Here is a 13,218-nt window from a genome sequence, read left to right on the forward strand (position 1 = left end):
AGAGGAGAAGAAGAATCTATGAAACTCGGCGTATTTTTAGTGCTGTTCGGCGGTCGCAAGCTGGAGGAAGCGCTCGACTATGTAGCGGAAAAAGGAGTCAAAGCGGTCGAAATCGGAACCGGCGGCAATCCCGGCAAGAGCCACTGCGATCCGCAGCAGCTTCTGGAAGACGAAAGTGCCCTGAAGGCATTTAAACATACCGTTGAATCAAGAGGCCTGATCATCAGCGCGCTCAGCTGTCACGGCAACCCGCTTCATCCGCAAAAGGAGCTGGCCCGCAAAGACCACGAGGATTTCGTCAACACGGTCAAGCTCGCGGAGAAGCTGGAGGTTCCTGTTGTTAACACCTTCTCGGGATGCCCCGGCGATCATGAAGACGCCAAGTATCCGAACTGGCCTGTCGCACCCTGGCCGAATGACTACCAGGAAGTGTTGAAATGGCAGTGGGAGAATAAAATTATCCCTTATTGGACCGAAACGGGAGCCTTCGCGAAGGAGCATGGCATCAAGATCGGCCTTGAGCTTCACGGCGGATTCTCGGTGCACACCCCGGCAACGCTGCTGCGGCTGCGTGAAGCCGCCGGCGAAGTCATCGGCGCCAACCTCGATCCGAGCCATATGTGGTGGCAGGGCATCGATCCGGTGCAGGCGGTCCAAATTCTGGGCCGGGAGAATGCGATCCACCATTTCCACGCGAAGGATACGGTGATTGATCCGGTTAACGTGAACCGCTACGGCCTGACGGATATGCAGACCTATGATAACATGCTGGACCGCGCCTGGCAGTTCCGGACCGTAGGCTACGGTCATGATATGAAGACCTGGTCGGACATTATCAGCGCCTTGCGGCTGGTCGGCTATGACTATGTCGTCAGCATCGAGCATGAAGATGGCCTGATGTCGATCAACGAAGGCTTCACCAAGGCGGTCGACAACCTGAATCAGGTGTTGATTCAAGAGAGTCTTGGACAAATGTGGTGGCTGTAAATTTGGCGTGAATCCCTTCAGATCGAGCACAAGGCAGGTCCCGGTAAAATGGGGCTTGCCTTTTTTCAAGAGATACGTAACTATTGGCAGTATACTCAGCGGGGATATGTACTCGCAGAACAATGAAAATGGCAGGTGGAACGATGGAGAGCATGACGAAATCGAAGCTTAGCGAGGAACAGATCCGGGAGCTGGCGGCAGACGCATTTGGGGCGGGCAGTGGAGCGGCTGAAATCGAGGAGCTTACCGGCGGTTATTTTAACGCTGCATACAAGGTTGTGCTTACAGACGGTCGAGAGACTATCCTAAAAATATCGCCTTCTGACGATGCAGAGACAATGACGTATGAACGGGACATTATGCGGACGGAAGTGGAAGCGCTTAAGCTTGCCAGGGAGAAAGGGCTTGCGCCTGTGCCTGAGGTTTATGCTTACAACGCTGGCCGCAGGATTGTAGCCAACAATTATTTCTTCATGGATAAGGTGCGCGGGATTCCCTTCAACGAGATCCGCGAGGGGATGTCTCCGGAAGAACGGGCAGCCGTCGAACGACAGCTGGGCCGTTACAACCGGCAAATCAATGATGTTGTGGGCAGCCGGTTCGGTCTGTACAACGATCCCCTCGGTCGAAACCCCGGAACGTGGCGAGAAGCCTTTGCCGGCATGATCGGCGATGTGCTGGACGATGCCGTCCGGCTTAAGGCGCCTATGCCGATCGGGCGCAGTGAGGTGGAGAGAGGAATCGAAGAGGTGCTGCCGGCCCTCGATGAGGTGAAGGAACCAAGGCTCGTCCATTGGGATCTCTGGGAGGGCAATGTGTTCGTCGAAGACGGGAAGATAACCGCACTGATCGACTGGGAGCGTGCGCTCTGGGGCGATCCGCTGATGGAGTTCCATTTCCGCTATATTGCGGAGGAGCAGCTGCGCCGGGTTGAAGGCAACGATGCATTCTATGAGGGATATGGCAGCTTTTGCGACAGTCCGAACGAGCTGCAGCGCAAGAAGCTGTACGATCTGTACCTGGATCTCATCTATTTCGTGGAGTGCTTCTCCCGAAAGTACACCAGCGAGGAGCATCTGAAGTGGGCGCATAATCAGATTAGGGAGGGCTGGCAACGCTTCTCCGGACGCTGATGTCAGCGGGAGATATGGATCTCCACCGCCGGATAGCATAGGAACGGTGCATGAATTCAGAAGCCTTATAATTGTCATGAGAACAACCAGCCCGCAAGGAGCTGGTTGTTTCATTTTGCCCGATTATTTCACGTTTCGGTTATTTCACTTTCTCGACCTTGAACTCAAACTTCCAGGTTGCTGTATTTCCCGAGTATCTTCCACGGTTCTCCACTACCGTCACATTGAGCGATTTGGTTACGGCGGAGGTGATGGAGGAGACTTTGACAGTTGCGGACTTCGAGCCTTCTTCCGGTATTTTATCCAGTTCCTGAGCTTCGGCCTGGAGCTTGATCGTACCGGCTGAGCTTACGTCCAAAGTGACAGATGAACCCTCTTCAAGCTCCTTCCCGTTCACATATCCGCCCCACCACCATTCGTTGCCCACATGGTTGTTCTCTACAAGGGTTGCGCTGACAAAAGTTACTTTGACTTTGACCGTCTTGCCCGCCGCCGCAACAGGCTGCGTAAGCAAGACTAATGCCATCACAAGCAGAAGTACGGTTTTTGAAATTTTACCTTTCATTTCTCGTCCCCTCTTATTCTCAAATTTCTACCAAATTATAGCACTTGTCAATCGATAGTTCTATAGACTCACATAAATATCATAATTATAGGAAAATGGTTCATAAGTAGTAGTTTCAAAGGGGCTAATGGACAGGGTGCTCTGAGAAGTGCACGAATTAATGTTGCAAATACAACAAAAATGGTATACGATTTTTTTGCCACTTTTAAAAACATAATTAGCGGAGTTGCAGATATGAAGGAAATTCTGAGAGAAATCGGTATGATTGCAAGGGCATTAGATTCGATAAGCAATATTGAATTCAAGGAGTTTGACCTTACAAAAGGACAGTATTTGTATCTCGTGCGAATCGTTGAAAATCCTGGGATTATTCAAGAAAAGCTAGCTGAAATGATTAAAGTAGACCGAACAACCGCAGCTCGTGCAGTTCAAAAGCTTGAAGCGAATGATTTTATTGAAAAGAAGAATGATGAGCAAAACAAAAAAATAAAAAAACTATTCCCGACAGAAAAAGGGGGAATTGCGTTTTCATTTATAAAAAGAGAACATGATCATTCGGATAAAGTCGCTTTAGCGGGGTTATCTGAGAACGAGGCAGAAACCCTTTTTCAACTTCTTCAAAGAGTTAGAAAAAATATAGAAATTGACTGGGAATTTGTGAAAAAGGGGAACAAGAGAAATTATTAATTGTAAATAAAGGAGCTTAATCAAAATGACTGTAAAACAAAAGAAGTGCAGCCTTGAGGATTTACGGATACTCCAGGAGATCAGTATTGAAACATTCAGCGATACTTTTAAAGATCAGAATTCACCAGAAAATATGAATGCCTATTTGGAAAAAACATTTAACTTCAAGCAGTTGGAGAAGGAATTGTCCAATGCTTATTCGGAGTTTTACTTCATCTTTTTTAATGAGGAAATTGCTGGGTATTTAAAGGTGAATATGAATGATGCTCAATCTGAACAAATGGGCACTGAATTGCTCGAGATTGAGAGAATTTATGTGCGATCCCAATATCAAAGAAAAGGGCTTGGAAAATACTTATTTAACACAGCAATGGAAGTAGCCATTAGTCAGAACAAACAGCTGGTCTGGCTAGGAGTTTGGGAGAAAAACGCGAATGCAATTGAGTTTTATACAAAACTGGGTTTTGTGCAGACGGGAGTTCACTCGTTCTATATGGGGGATGAGGAGCAATTCGACTACATAATGACTAAAACACTGAGATAGCAATTCGCTGAAATGATCTTTTCCTTTAACTTCAATAGTTTATGAAAAGAAACAAATAAATATAAAATAATCATTGACACAAATCCTTCCCCGATTCAAAATGAAAGGGTATACATAGGGGGATGATAACATTGAAGAAACTGGGCTTTTCGTTAGTAGTGACGGCGGGCTTGCTGAGCGCTTGCAGCTCACCTGCGGAGCAGGCCGATAAAGGAGGGGGCGAAGGGTCAGGGGCGGCTCCGGTCTTCGCCGATGTTTCCGTACATGATCCGTCCGTCATCAAGGTCAAGGATACGTATTACGTATTCGGCTCCCATCTTGCATCGGCCAAGTCGAAGGATCTGATGTCCTGGACGCAAATTTCGGATGGTGTGGCGGACGGCAACCCGCTTATTCCGAATGTGACGACAGAACTGTCCGAGACGTTGGGTTGGGCGCAGTCGGACACGCTGTGGGCGCCGGATGTTATTCAGCTGGCGGACGGCAAATTCTATATGTACTATAACGCCTGCCGGGGAGACTCCCCGCTGTCGGCTATGGGCATAGCCGTTGCGGACAACATTGAAGGCCCTTACAAGAACAAAGGCATTATTCTCAAATCGGGTATGGACGGGGTTTCCGATGACGGAACGGTGTATAACGCGAATGAGCAGCCGAATGTGGTGGACCCGGATGTTTTGTTCGATAAGAACGGAGAGCTGTGGATGGTCTATGGCTCGTATTCCGGCGGAATCTTTGTGCTGAAGCTTGATCCCGAGACGGGAAAACCGCTGAAGAGCCAAGGTTATGGTAAAAAAGTGCTCGGAGGCTACCATGCCCGCATTGAAGGCTCGTACATGCTGTACAGCCCGGAGACGGACTATTACTACCTGTTTCTGTCTTTTGGAGGATTGACGGCGGACGGGGGTTACAATATCCGTGTTGCCCGCTCGAAATCGCCGGACGGTCCGTTTACCGATGCCCAAGGACAGGATATGATCAACGCGCAGGGGACCCCTGGCGTGCTGTTTGATGATCCGGCCTATGCGCCGTACGGTGTGAAGCTGATGGGCAATTTTGAGTTCCAGCCAGCAGATGGTGAGACGGGGATGTCAAGCGAAGGCTATGTCTCGCCCGGACACAATTCCGCTTATTATGATGAAGATACCGGCAAATACTATTTGATCTTCCATACCCGTTTTCCGGGCAGAGGAGAAGAGCATGAGGTGCGCGTCCATCAAATGTTCATGAACGACAAGGGCTGGCCCGTCGTCGCACCTCACCGGTATGCAGGCGAGACGATCGGCGATTATACGGAAGAGGATGCGGCAGGGTCCTACACAATGATCAATCACGGCAAGGTCATCTCGGCAGAGACGGTAGAATCCGAAATCATCGAGCTGAAGAAAGATGGCACCGTAACCGGCGCCGTCAGTGGTACATGGAGCCTTAAGGATGGTCATAATGCTGTCATCACCATTGATGGAACCAAATACGACGGCGTATTTCTCCGCCAGTGGGACGAAGGGACACAGAGCCATGTGATGACGTTCACCGTCCAGTCGGAAGAAGGAGTGTCCATTTGGGGCAGCCATGTGAAGTAGGGAGTCCATCCGAAATGGAACCCCAAATCAGACGAGTTCGGCAAGGTCCTTGCTCTGACACTCCTGTTCTTCTTGGTGCTCTGCGGCCTCAATGGTGGCAAACAGGGCATGTACCTTCTCTTGCAGCTTCGTCTTGTGCTTACTCACGGCCTTGCCCCAAACAAAGGTATACCGATTGGCGTTGGCCTCGATCTTGGTACCATCTACGAAGTTGTGCTCCAGAGACACCTATTTTTCGTCCGCTAAAAATTGAAGGACAGCGGTAAATACGGTTTCGAGGACATCCCTCATTCGCTGGGAGCGGAAGCGGTTAAGGGTCCGAAAGCCCGGTCGCTGTCGACCGGCCAGCTACCTGAAGGGGATGTTCTCCCGAATGGCTTTCGCGATTTGCCTGGAAGAATAGATGCGCTGTGTGTAAGCGTAGATGATGACCTTGGTCAGCATTTTAGGGTGATAGCTATCACGGCCACCGCCGGGATAGGCAGCGTCAAAGATGGTGTCGTCCAGCCGATTTACGGCTGAGTTCACGACACGAATGAGGTGGTGTTCTGGGATATCTTCTTCTAAATCCATTGGCAGGTAAAGTTGGTCCAGTGTATATTGAATGTACAAAGAAATCGCTCCTTTAGGGATGGTTGGTGGTACTTCCATTTTACCAAAAGGGTGGTTTCTTCGTGATTTAAGAGAGGAATTTAATAACTTTACCCGCTTAAACAGCGGAGAGGACGGAACGACCCGCGGAAAAGCGAAAGCGGTCGCCTTTGTGTCCGGATTTTCACCGCTAAGGGGAATGAAAAAAATCTGAACACAACAGCGATTGGAACAACGGTCCGTTCGTGGAGCGTCCTCGCTAAGTGCCCAAGTAGATCTTACTCCAAAACCAAGGGGCGTCCCAAGCAGCCAATTCATGGCTTATGGGACAGCCCCTTTTTAATTCAAGATCGCTCCATGAATGGATGCAAATGCTTAAAATCTACGAAGATTCTCCAGATTGCCGCTGCAGCCATTTCAGCCCTTCCCGCCGGCTCAGCGGCATCAGCTCCTCCTTATCAATGAACGCCTCCACAGAAGCCGGATTGAACTTGGAGTATTCCCGGAGCGCCCAGCCGATCGCCTTCTGGATGAAGAACTCCTTCGAACCGGCATGCATCCGGATGTACCGGTACAGCCGGTATTCATCCGTCGCATCCTTATAGTGCAGCTGAAACAGAATGGCGGTCCGGTTGAGCCACATATTCTCGGACGCAATCCATTTGTTGCCGCATTCATCCTGCAGTTCCGGATAATTACGCAGCAGCGCAGCGGCAGCGCCCGAGGCGAGGAGGTCGACGGTATCCCACCAGGAGTGCCGGGTAATGCAGCTTTCGATGAGGGGAACGTCCGCAGGGGTGAGCTTCTTTTTTAAGGCAAGCAAAATGTCCACGCCGCAATAGTGATACTCGCGCTCCGGGAGCTCCCACAACAGGGGAACCCACGACTTGTCCGCCGGATGCCCAGTAAGAAACTGCTTCAGGACAAGCCTTCGCTCGGGCGTCCGGACGCCTAGGAATGGAAATTGATTGCGCTGGTAAGCGCTCATGGCAGCGGCCTCCCCGGGCTGCCGCATTTGTTCCAGCTGATTAATCAGCAGGTCTAAAGGTCCGTTCATCATTGTATTCCTTTCTTTCACAGCAGGATAAATTTATTGTATCATGAAAAAGGCGAACTGCCGTTCCATAAAAATCACAGACTGAAGCATAGCCAAATTGATAATACATAGGCAAACGGAAGAGGAGATGAAAGAATGAAGCTGATATCCTGGAACGTCAATGGACTGAGAGCATGTGTGAATAAAGGATTTAACGATTATTTTGGCGAGGCGGACGCTGATATATTCTGCGTGCAGGAGACCAAGCTGCAGGAGGGCCAGATCGCCTTGGACCATGACGGCAAATACCTTCAATACTGGAATTACGCCGAGAAGAAAGGATATTCGGGGACCGCTGTCTTCACCAAAACCGAACCATTGTCCGTCACACGCGGACTTGATGGTGAGGATGACACGGAAGGCAGAGTGCTGACGCTCGAATATGAGAACTTTTATCTAATCAATGTGTATACTCCGAACGCGCGCCGCGATCTTTCGCGGCTGGCTTACCGGATGGAGTGGGAGGACCGGTTCCGGGAATATCTCAAGAAGCTCGACCGGGACAAGCCCGTAGTTGTATGCGGGGATCTCAATGTGGCGCATCGTGAAATCGATCTGAAGAACGCCAAGGCAAATATGGGCAATTCGGGCTTCACGAATGAGGAGCGGGGCAAAATGACCGAGCTGCTGGAAGCCGGTTTCGTCGATACATTCCGCTACCTGTACCCGGACAAGACCGATATATATTCCTGGTGGTCCTATATGCCGAAGGTCAGGGAACGGAATGTGGGCTGGCGGATCGACTATTTTCTCGTGTCCTCCAGGCTGGCAAGCTCCGTAAAGGAAGCGGGCATCGAATGCGCCGTTATGGGCAGCGACCACTGTCCGGTTGTGATGGAGCTTGATGGGGTGTAAGATTGTGTATTGCGGTTTTGTAATGGATTTTTGTGATAAAATGGAATAATGCGCTGTACATTTTTAACTTTCATCGGAGGCTTGCACATATGAAATCTTTCGAACAACTTCTGGACAAATACGCCCAGCTTGTCATCAAGGTCGGAGTGAATGTTCAGCCCGGCCAGGTGCTGATCGTGAACGCGCCGCTTGAGACGGCCGAGCTTACACGGCTCATCGTCGCCAAGGCGTATGACGCGGGCGCCAAATACGTCATGGTGGATTGGGACGATGAAGCGGTAACCCGTATCCGCTATGAGCACGCGCCTGCGGATTCGTTCAGCTACTATCCGCAGTGGCACTCGGATATGATGGAGAAATTCGCGGAGGAAGGCGGAGCCATCCTGCGCATCAAGGTGCCGGACCCCGAGCTCCTGAGCGGTGTCGACGCCGGCGCTGTCGCGACCGCAGTCAAGGCTGCGGCGGTCGCGAACCAGAAGTATTCCGCCTATACGCGGAATAACAAGATCAGCTGGTCGCTGATCAAGGCGCCCACCCGGGCGTGGGCGGCCAAAGTATTCGCCGACCTGCCCGAAGAGCAGCGGATCACCGCCATGTGGGAGGCGATCTTCCTCATGAACCGGGTCGATGAGAAGCGCGACCCGGTGGAGGCTTGGCGGGAGCATATCGCCGAGCTTAAGAAGAGCCAGGACCGGCTGAACGCGAAGCGCTATCGCAGCCTGCATTACCGGGCGCCCGGAACGGACCTTAAGGTCGGGCTGCCCGAAGGGCATCTGTGGCGTGCTGCCGGCGGCGAGAACGGGCAGGGCGTGTACTTCGTCGCCAATATGCCGACGGAGGAAGTGTACACGATGCCTCACCGGGCCCGCGTGAACGGGACGGTCAGCAGCACGATGCCGCTCAATCTGAACGGACGGCTGGTTGACGGCATCAAGCTGACCTTCACGAACGGCAAGGTCACAGCGTTCGACGCCGCAGAAGGACGCGAGCATCTGGCGACGCTGCTGGAGACGGACGAAGGCGCATCCTACCTTGGCGAGATGGCGCTTGTGCCGCATGATTCGCCGATTTCCCGGCTGAACCGCATCTTCTACAACACAGGTATCGACGAGAATGCATCCTGCCATTTCGCGCTTGGCAGTGCCTATCCCGTCAACATTGAAGGCGGAACGAAGCTAAGCCGTGAGGAACTGCTCCAGGCAGGTGCGAACGTCAGCTTAACCCACGTCGATTTCATGATTGGCTCGGCCGAGCTGGATATTGACGGCGAGCTTCCGGACGGCACGCTGGAACCGGTATTCCGCAAGGGGAATTGGGCTTAGTCAAGCGCTGCGGCATCGAATGCTGAGTCGCTTGCCTCTTGTCTTATCGCAATAGCCGGAAGCTTATTCCCAGTTTCCTTCGATCACGGTAGTCCCGGTATTCTCAAAGGTCGGGTGTTCTCTGTAGTGCAGTGTGCATAAGTCCTTGTCAAGGACAAGGGCAATCGTGATGCAGGTCGGCGACTCGATGACGCGAACAGCAAGTTCAAGACGATCCCGTCCGTCCCAGCCGAAGGCGGATGATACACGGACATTTGAGTTTCCTTCGAACACGGTCTCGCCATCCTGCCAGCGCTGTCTTCCGAGAAGCGCAGACACAGGCTGGCCCGCATAGCTCACAGACATCTCCACAGCATCATCCCGGAACTGAAGGGCTAGCGACTCCAGTCCGGCATTGTTAGGCTTAAGGACCAGCCTTCTGCCGGATATTTCACTCTCCCGGCCGGAGGCGGGCAGAGAACCGGGCGGCTGGATGGACAGCTCACCGAGTCTTCTCTTCAGGAAGTCTTCGCTTGCCGGATCGGCAGGCAAAGGGGATGCGGAGAAGGCCGGGAGGGTATGCTTCCACAACGTGTTCAGCACAGCCTGAATATCATCTACACCTGCCGTTGCGGCGAATATCGCACCTGTTCCCGCATCACCACGCACAGCTGCCCGAACGCGCCATCAGCGCGGTACGCACCATGTTTGCAGCGCCAGAACTGGTAGCCATAGCCTTGCGACCATTCACTGTCTTCTGCATCACCGTTTGAGATCTGCTTGGATGTGGCTTCTTGCACCCAGCTGGAATCCAGAAGTCTTGTCCCTTTCCAGACGCCTTCCTGTAGCAGCAGCTGCCCGAATTTCGCAATATCCTCCGTCCGCAAATACAATCCCCAGCCGCCTGCGCTAATCCCGTCGGGACATGTCTCCCAGACCGGGTTCACGATCCCGAGCGGATCAAAGAGGCGAGGCCGCAAATAATCCAGCAGCGTTATGCCTGTAACCTTCTGAAGAATGGCCGACAGCATGTAGGTTGCACCGCTGTTGTAGACAAATTGGCTACCCGGCTCGTACACTAGCGGCTCGGAGAAGAAAATCTCCGACCAGCTTCTCCGATTGTCGCGATTGACCGAGACCAAAGTTTCACTGGCATGTCCACTGGACATCGCAAGCAGATGACGGATAGTCATGGATGACAGGCGCTCGTCCCCGTTGATATGACTTGTTAGCCCTGTTGATGAGAGTGTAGGCATATCTTTCCATAATATTGTAAACGCTACCGCCAGAACTTCCTATGCTTTTTTTTCCTTAACACACAGAATAAAGGCTTCAATTTGTCAGCAAAATAGTTATAATTAGAAAATAACTAACTAATCAGTTATATTTTTCGATCTTAGGGAGGTTAGGAAGAATGGCGGGAGTCAAAGGAGAAACTACTCGTGCTCGGCTTCTGGCGTCAGCGGAAGAACGGTTTGCGGCACAAGGTTATCACGGAACGACAGTCAGTCAGATCGTCGCGGGCGCCGGATTGACACAGGCTTCGTTTTATCTATATTTTCCGAGCAAGGAAGAGCTGATGAATGAGCTGCTGCGGCGCTTCGAGGATCGGATCAGGGAGCTCGGCAACGCGGGGGAAGAAGCCGGGAGACAGCCGGACGGCAAGCTGGAGGCTTTTGCAACACATTCGCTGATTGCCATGTTCAAGCTGCTGGGAGAGAATCTGAATCTGACCAGAATCGCGCTTCAAGGAGCTGCCGGCGAACGGATACGGCTGGAGCTTGCCCGGGGAGTTGCGGACAATCTCCGGCTGAACCAGTCCCGGGGTGTCGTAAGTCCGGAGATCGAGCCAGGGCTGGCTGCGGAATCGCTCGTCGCCGCCGTGGAATATTTGGCGTACCGTTATCTGATGAATGGAGAGAGAAGCGTCGAAGAACTGGGTAATCAGGCGGCAAGGCTGTTTTTGCGCGGGATTTTGAAATAGGCTGTGCCTATTATTTTGCTGGAGGTGGCGTTATGCTGCATGGACTTGATTCAGTGGTGGAGTGGCCCAGTCTGCTGTGGCTGTTCCCCGTGCTGTTCATGTTTCATGATTTCGAAGAAATTCTGACTGTGGAAGATTGGGCTGGGCGCAACCGTGAGAAGGTGCTGGGCGCGCTGCCGCCTTTTGCCCGGAAGGCTCTGCATGCTTCCATGTTCTGCGGCACACGGCGGTTTGCCCTCGATGTGCTGTATGTGTACGGGTTTATCGTGGTGTTCACGGGAATGGCGGCGTTCTTCTCGTTCTATCTTCCTTTTCTCGCAGCGCTGTCTCTGTTCTTTCTGCATGCGTTCACGCATATTTTTCAAGCTCTCTATCTCAAAATGTACACGCCCGGCGTCTGGACGTCGATTCTGATTGTGCTGCCTTATTCGCTCTATGCGTTCTACCGTCTGATCTCCTCTGGGACAGCAGATTGGGGTGATATTGGAGGAGGTGTGCTGCTGCTCCTGCTAGCCGGGCCGCCGCTGCTTGTCCTGCTGCTCAAAGGAAGGGCTAAAGCCTACTTCCAGTGATATTCATCACTCCCTTTTTCGAAAAAATTTAAGAAAATCGGATGAAACAAGAACAGTCACCGCAGAAGGAGGACAATGAGGCAGAGGGAGGAATCAAGTTGGGATCGATACGAACGTACTTGAAGCTTGGCGAGGTGCTGCGGGATTACCCGCACAAGGCGGAAGTTCTGTCCGATTATTTCGGTGCGGCAGGAACGGAGCAATTGATAGACCGCTATGGCGGGGACGCGTATCTGAACCGGATGCTGAAGAGCGAGAGCAAGCCGGCGGACACGCTGCTGTCGCTGTTGAACGAGGGGGAGGACGAGGGGCTCCTGCCGCAGCCTGGCGAGCTTGATCTTCTCGGAATGTCAATTTGTTTGATGCGCCAGCGGTTTCAAGCCTGCTTCGACGACTGGATGACGGATTACCGGGAAGAGACCGGGGAAATGTTCAACTGTTATTTGCCGAGAAACTGCGGAGGCGGGAACCCCTACCGGAACGCATGGCAGACGAGCGATATTTCCAAGTTTCCGGGCATCGTAACGGGATGCGGGATTGCTGACTATTTCCGGGCGGAATTCAGAGACAATCTGCTGAGCCGCGGGCTGTTTCGATCGGTGGACATGCCGCTGAATGCCGGACTTCCTTCCGAACTTATCGACCCTTATGGGGCGTATACGCTCTACGGCGTCTATCCGTATGTGATGATGGTTGACGAGACCCGGATCGGCTCGCTGCCTCGGCCCAGAGAATGGGCTGATCTGATGAACCCGGTATATGAGAATAATGTCATTGTAGTCGGGTCCTCGGAGAAAATTTCAGAGATGCTGCTGATGCATATCTACAAGGAGCATGGTGATAAGGGTGTAGAGCGGCTGGGTGTAACGATCAAAGACGGCTGGCACGGCTCGAAAATGGCAAAAGCGGCCGGCAGCCCATCCGGCGAGGGCGCGGCGATTTATGTGCTGCCTTGGGCGTTCGCAAAGGTATGTCCTCGTCCGGATCGCGTATCCGTTATCTGGCCGGAAGACGGCGCGCTGTCCAACCCGCTGTTCATGCTGGTCCGCCGGGATCGTTATGACGATCTTGCTCCTATTGCGAATTATATAACAGGTCCCCGGCTTGGCCGGGAGGTAGCGGCCTGTTCGTTCGCTTCACTGAATGCGGAGGTGGACAACGGTTTGCCATCGGGCGCGCGGATGAAATGGCTTGGCTGGGAATATTTGCGGTCGGTCGATCTCCAGAAGCTGAAAGAGCATGTGCATTCGGTATTCCGGCACAATTGGAAGAGCAAGCCGGAGTCGGTGATCCAATAAAACGCATCTATCCGATATGAAC

Annotated in this window: 15 protein-coding genes and 1 pseudogene; 11 read left to right on the forward strand and 5 right to left on the reverse strand. The window is 52.4% G+C overall.

Annotated features, from left to right (window positions below; translation table 11 throughout):
• Positions 1-18 precede the first annotated feature (18 nt).
• Positions 19-987 (forward strand): sugar phosphate isomerase/epimerase family protein, encoded by a 969-nt coding sequence (locus tag PSTEL_RS12210; RefSeq protein ID WP_038695648.1) that lies wholly within the window; start codon positions 19-21, stop codon positions 985-987.
• Between the two features lie 122 nt (positions 988-1,109).
• Positions 1,110-2,120, forward strand: a complete 1,011-nt coding sequence (locus tag PSTEL_RS12215; protein ID WP_245625145.1) for a phosphotransferase family protein — start codon at positions 1,110-1,112, stop codon at positions 2,118-2,120.
• Positions 2,121-2,259: 139 nt separating this feature from the next.
• On the opposite strand, the gene PSTEL_RS12220 is transcribed toward PSTEL_RS12215, so the two are convergent.
• The gene (locus tag PSTEL_RS12220; RefSeq protein WP_245625146.1) at positions 2,260-2,646 is read right to left on the reverse strand and encodes a hypothetical protein; all 387 of its coding nucleotides are present in this window, start codon (positions 2,644-2,646) and stop codon (positions 2,260-2,262) included.
• Between the two features lie 273 nt (positions 2,647-2,919).
• Between PSTEL_RS12220 and PSTEL_RS12225 the strand changes: the two genes are divergently transcribed.
• The 3 genes from PSTEL_RS12225 to abnB all read left to right on the forward strand — a co-directional run bounded on the left by PSTEL_RS12225 (position 2,920) and on the right by abnB (position 5,499).
• The gene (locus PSTEL_RS12225; protein WP_038695652.1) at positions 2,920-3,372 is read left to right on the forward strand and encodes a MarR family winged helix-turn-helix transcriptional regulator; all 453 of its coding nucleotides are present in this window, start codon (positions 2,920-2,922) and stop codon (positions 3,370-3,372) included.
• 25 nt (positions 3,373-3,397) lie between these two features.
• Complete coding sequence (paiA, locus tag PSTEL_RS12230) at positions 3,398-3,916, forward strand: spermidine/spermine N(1)-acetyltransferase (protein WP_038695654.1); 519 nt, start codon at positions 3,398-3,400, stop codon at positions 3,914-3,916.
• A 122-nt stretch (positions 3,917-4,038) separates the two neighbouring features.
• Positions 4,039-5,499, forward strand: coding sequence for an arabinan endo-1,5-alpha-L-arabinosidase AbnB (gene abnB, locus PSTEL_RS12235; RefSeq protein ID WP_038695656.1), 1,461 nt, complete (start codon positions 4,039-4,041; stop codon positions 5,497-5,499).
• A gap of 33 nt (positions 5,500-5,532) precedes the next feature.
• On the opposite strand, the pseudogene PSTEL_RS28945 reads toward abnB, so the two are convergent.
• Positions 5,533-6,111, reverse strand: a pseudogene (locus PSTEL_RS28945) (transposase); the annotation flags it as partial.
• Here PSTEL_RS28945 and PSTEL_RS27630 point away from each other — a divergent pair.
• Positions 6,104-6,304: a hypothetical protein gene (locus PSTEL_RS27630; protein ID WP_156995860.1), complete on the forward strand. Its 201-nt coding sequence runs from the start codon at positions 6,104-6,106 to the stop codon at positions 6,302-6,304. The pseudogene PSTEL_RS28945 and the gene PSTEL_RS27630 sit on opposite strands and share 8 nt — an antisense overlap.
• Before the next feature lie 168 nt (positions 6,305-6,472).
• Here the strand turns inward: PSTEL_RS27630 and PSTEL_RS12245 are convergent, their stop codons facing one another.
• Positions 6,473-7,150 carry a DNA alkylation repair protein gene (locus PSTEL_RS12245; protein ID WP_038695658.1) on the reverse strand — a complete coding sequence of 226 codons (678 nt, stop codon included), beginning with the start codon at positions 7,148-7,150 and terminating at the stop codon, positions 6,473-6,475.
• Between the two features lie 132 nt (positions 7,151-7,282).
• Here PSTEL_RS12245 and PSTEL_RS12250 point away from each other — a divergent pair, with 132 nt between their 5' ends.
• A complete protein-coding gene (locus tag PSTEL_RS12250) occupies positions 7,283-8,041 on the forward strand; it encodes an exodeoxyribonuclease III (RefSeq protein ID WP_038695660.1) in 759 nt (252 codons plus the stop codon).
• Between the two features lie 89 nt (positions 8,042-8,130).
• A complete protein-coding gene (locus PSTEL_RS12255) occupies positions 8,131-9,363 on the forward strand; it encodes an aminopeptidase (protein WP_038695662.1) in 1,233 nt (410 codons plus the stop codon).
• 63 nt (positions 9,364-9,426) lie between these two features.
• On the opposite strand, the gene PSTEL_RS28450 is transcribed toward PSTEL_RS12255, so the two are convergent.
• Together PSTEL_RS28450 and PSTEL_RS28455 are read right to left on the reverse strand one after the other, a co-directional pair.
• Positions 9,427-10,011 (reverse strand): hypothetical protein, encoded by a 585-nt coding sequence (locus PSTEL_RS28450; RefSeq protein ID WP_245625150.1) that lies wholly within the window; start codon positions 10,009-10,011, stop codon positions 9,427-9,429.
• On the reverse strand, positions 9,960-10,535 hold the full coding sequence (locus tag PSTEL_RS28455) for a serine hydrolase domain-containing protein (protein WP_052098402.1): 576 nt from the start codon (positions 10,533-10,535) through the stop codon (positions 9,960-9,962). Before PSTEL_RS28455 ends, PSTEL_RS28450 begins: the two co-directional genes overlap by 52 nt.
• A 221-nt stretch (positions 10,536-10,756) precedes the next feature.
• Here PSTEL_RS28455 and PSTEL_RS12265 point away from each other — a divergent pair, with 221 nt between their 5' ends.
• The 3 genes from PSTEL_RS12265 to PSTEL_RS12275 all read left to right on the forward strand — a co-directional run bounded on the left by PSTEL_RS12265 (position 10,757) and on the right by PSTEL_RS12275 (position 13,196).
• Positions 10,757-11,326 carry a TetR/AcrR family transcriptional regulator gene (locus tag PSTEL_RS12265; RefSeq protein ID WP_038695664.1) on the forward strand — a complete coding sequence of 190 codons (570 nt, stop codon included), beginning with the start codon at positions 10,757-10,759 and terminating at the stop codon, positions 11,324-11,326.
• Between the two features lie 32 nt (positions 11,327-11,358).
• Positions 11,359-11,898 (forward strand): HXXEE domain-containing protein, encoded by a 540-nt coding sequence (locus PSTEL_RS12270; protein ID WP_038695666.1) that lies wholly within the window; start codon positions 11,359-11,361, stop codon positions 11,896-11,898.
• 98 nt (positions 11,899-11,996) lie between these two features.
• A complete protein-coding gene (locus tag PSTEL_RS12275; RefSeq protein WP_169744572.1) occupies positions 11,997-13,196 on the forward strand; it encodes an ABC transporter substrate-binding protein in 1,200 nt (399 codons plus the stop codon).
• Positions 13,197-13,218: the final 22 nt, after the last annotated feature.

Source organism: Paenibacillus stellifer, from assembly GCF_000758685.1.
Classification (GTDB): domain Bacteria; phylum Bacillota; class Bacilli; order Paenibacillales; family Paenibacillaceae; genus Paenibacillus_AQ; species Paenibacillus_AQ stellifer.

Coding starts and splice junctions, on each gene's coding strand:
- PSTEL_RS12215 (WP_245625145.1), top strand. CDS start 1,110: ATGAAAATGGCAGGTGGAACGATGGAGAGCATGACGAAATCGAAGCTT.
- PSTEL_RS12255 (WP_038695662.1), top strand. CDS start 8,131: ATGAAATCTTTCGAACAACTTCTGGACAAATACGCCCAGCTTGTCATC.
- PSTEL_RS12210 (WP_038695648.1), top strand. CDS start 19: ATGAAACTCGGCGTATTTTTAGTGCTGTTCGGCGGTCGCAAGCTGGAG.
- PSTEL_RS12270 (WP_038695666.1), top strand. CDS start 11,359: ATGCTGCATGGACTTGATTCAGTGGTGGAGTGGCCCAGTCTGCTGTGG.
- PSTEL_RS27630 (WP_156995860.1), top strand. CDS start 6,104: ATGTACAAAGAAATCGCTCCTTTAGGGATGGTTGGTGGTACTTCCATT.
- PSTEL_RS12245 (WP_038695658.1), bottom strand. CDS start 7,150: ATGATGAACGGACCTTTAGACCTGCTGATTAATCAGCTGGAACAAATG.
- PSTEL_RS12225 (WP_038695652.1), top strand. CDS start 2,920: ATGAAGGAAATTCTGAGAGAAATCGGTATGATTGCAAGGGCATTAGAT.
- PSTEL_RS12265 (WP_038695664.1), top strand. CDS start 10,757: ATGGCGGGAGTCAAAGGAGAAACTACTCGTGCTCGGCTTCTGGCGTCA.
- abnB (WP_038695656.1), top strand. CDS start 4,039: ATGATAACATTGAAGAAACTGGGCTTTTCGTTAGTAGTGACGGCGGGC.
- PSTEL_RS12220 (WP_245625146.1), bottom strand. CDS start 2,646: ATGGCATTAGTCTTGCTTACGCAGCCTGTTGCGGCGGCGGGCAAGACG.
- PSTEL_RS28455 (WP_052098402.1), bottom strand. CDS start 10,535: ATGACTATCCGTCATCTGCTTGCGATGTCCAGTGGACATGCCAGTGAA.
- paiA (WP_038695654.1), top strand. CDS start 3,398: ATGACTGTAAAACAAAAGAAGTGCAGCCTTGAGGATTTACGGATACTC.
- PSTEL_RS12250 (WP_038695660.1), top strand. CDS start 7,283: ATGAAGCTGATATCCTGGAACGTCAATGGACTGAGAGCATGTGTGAAT.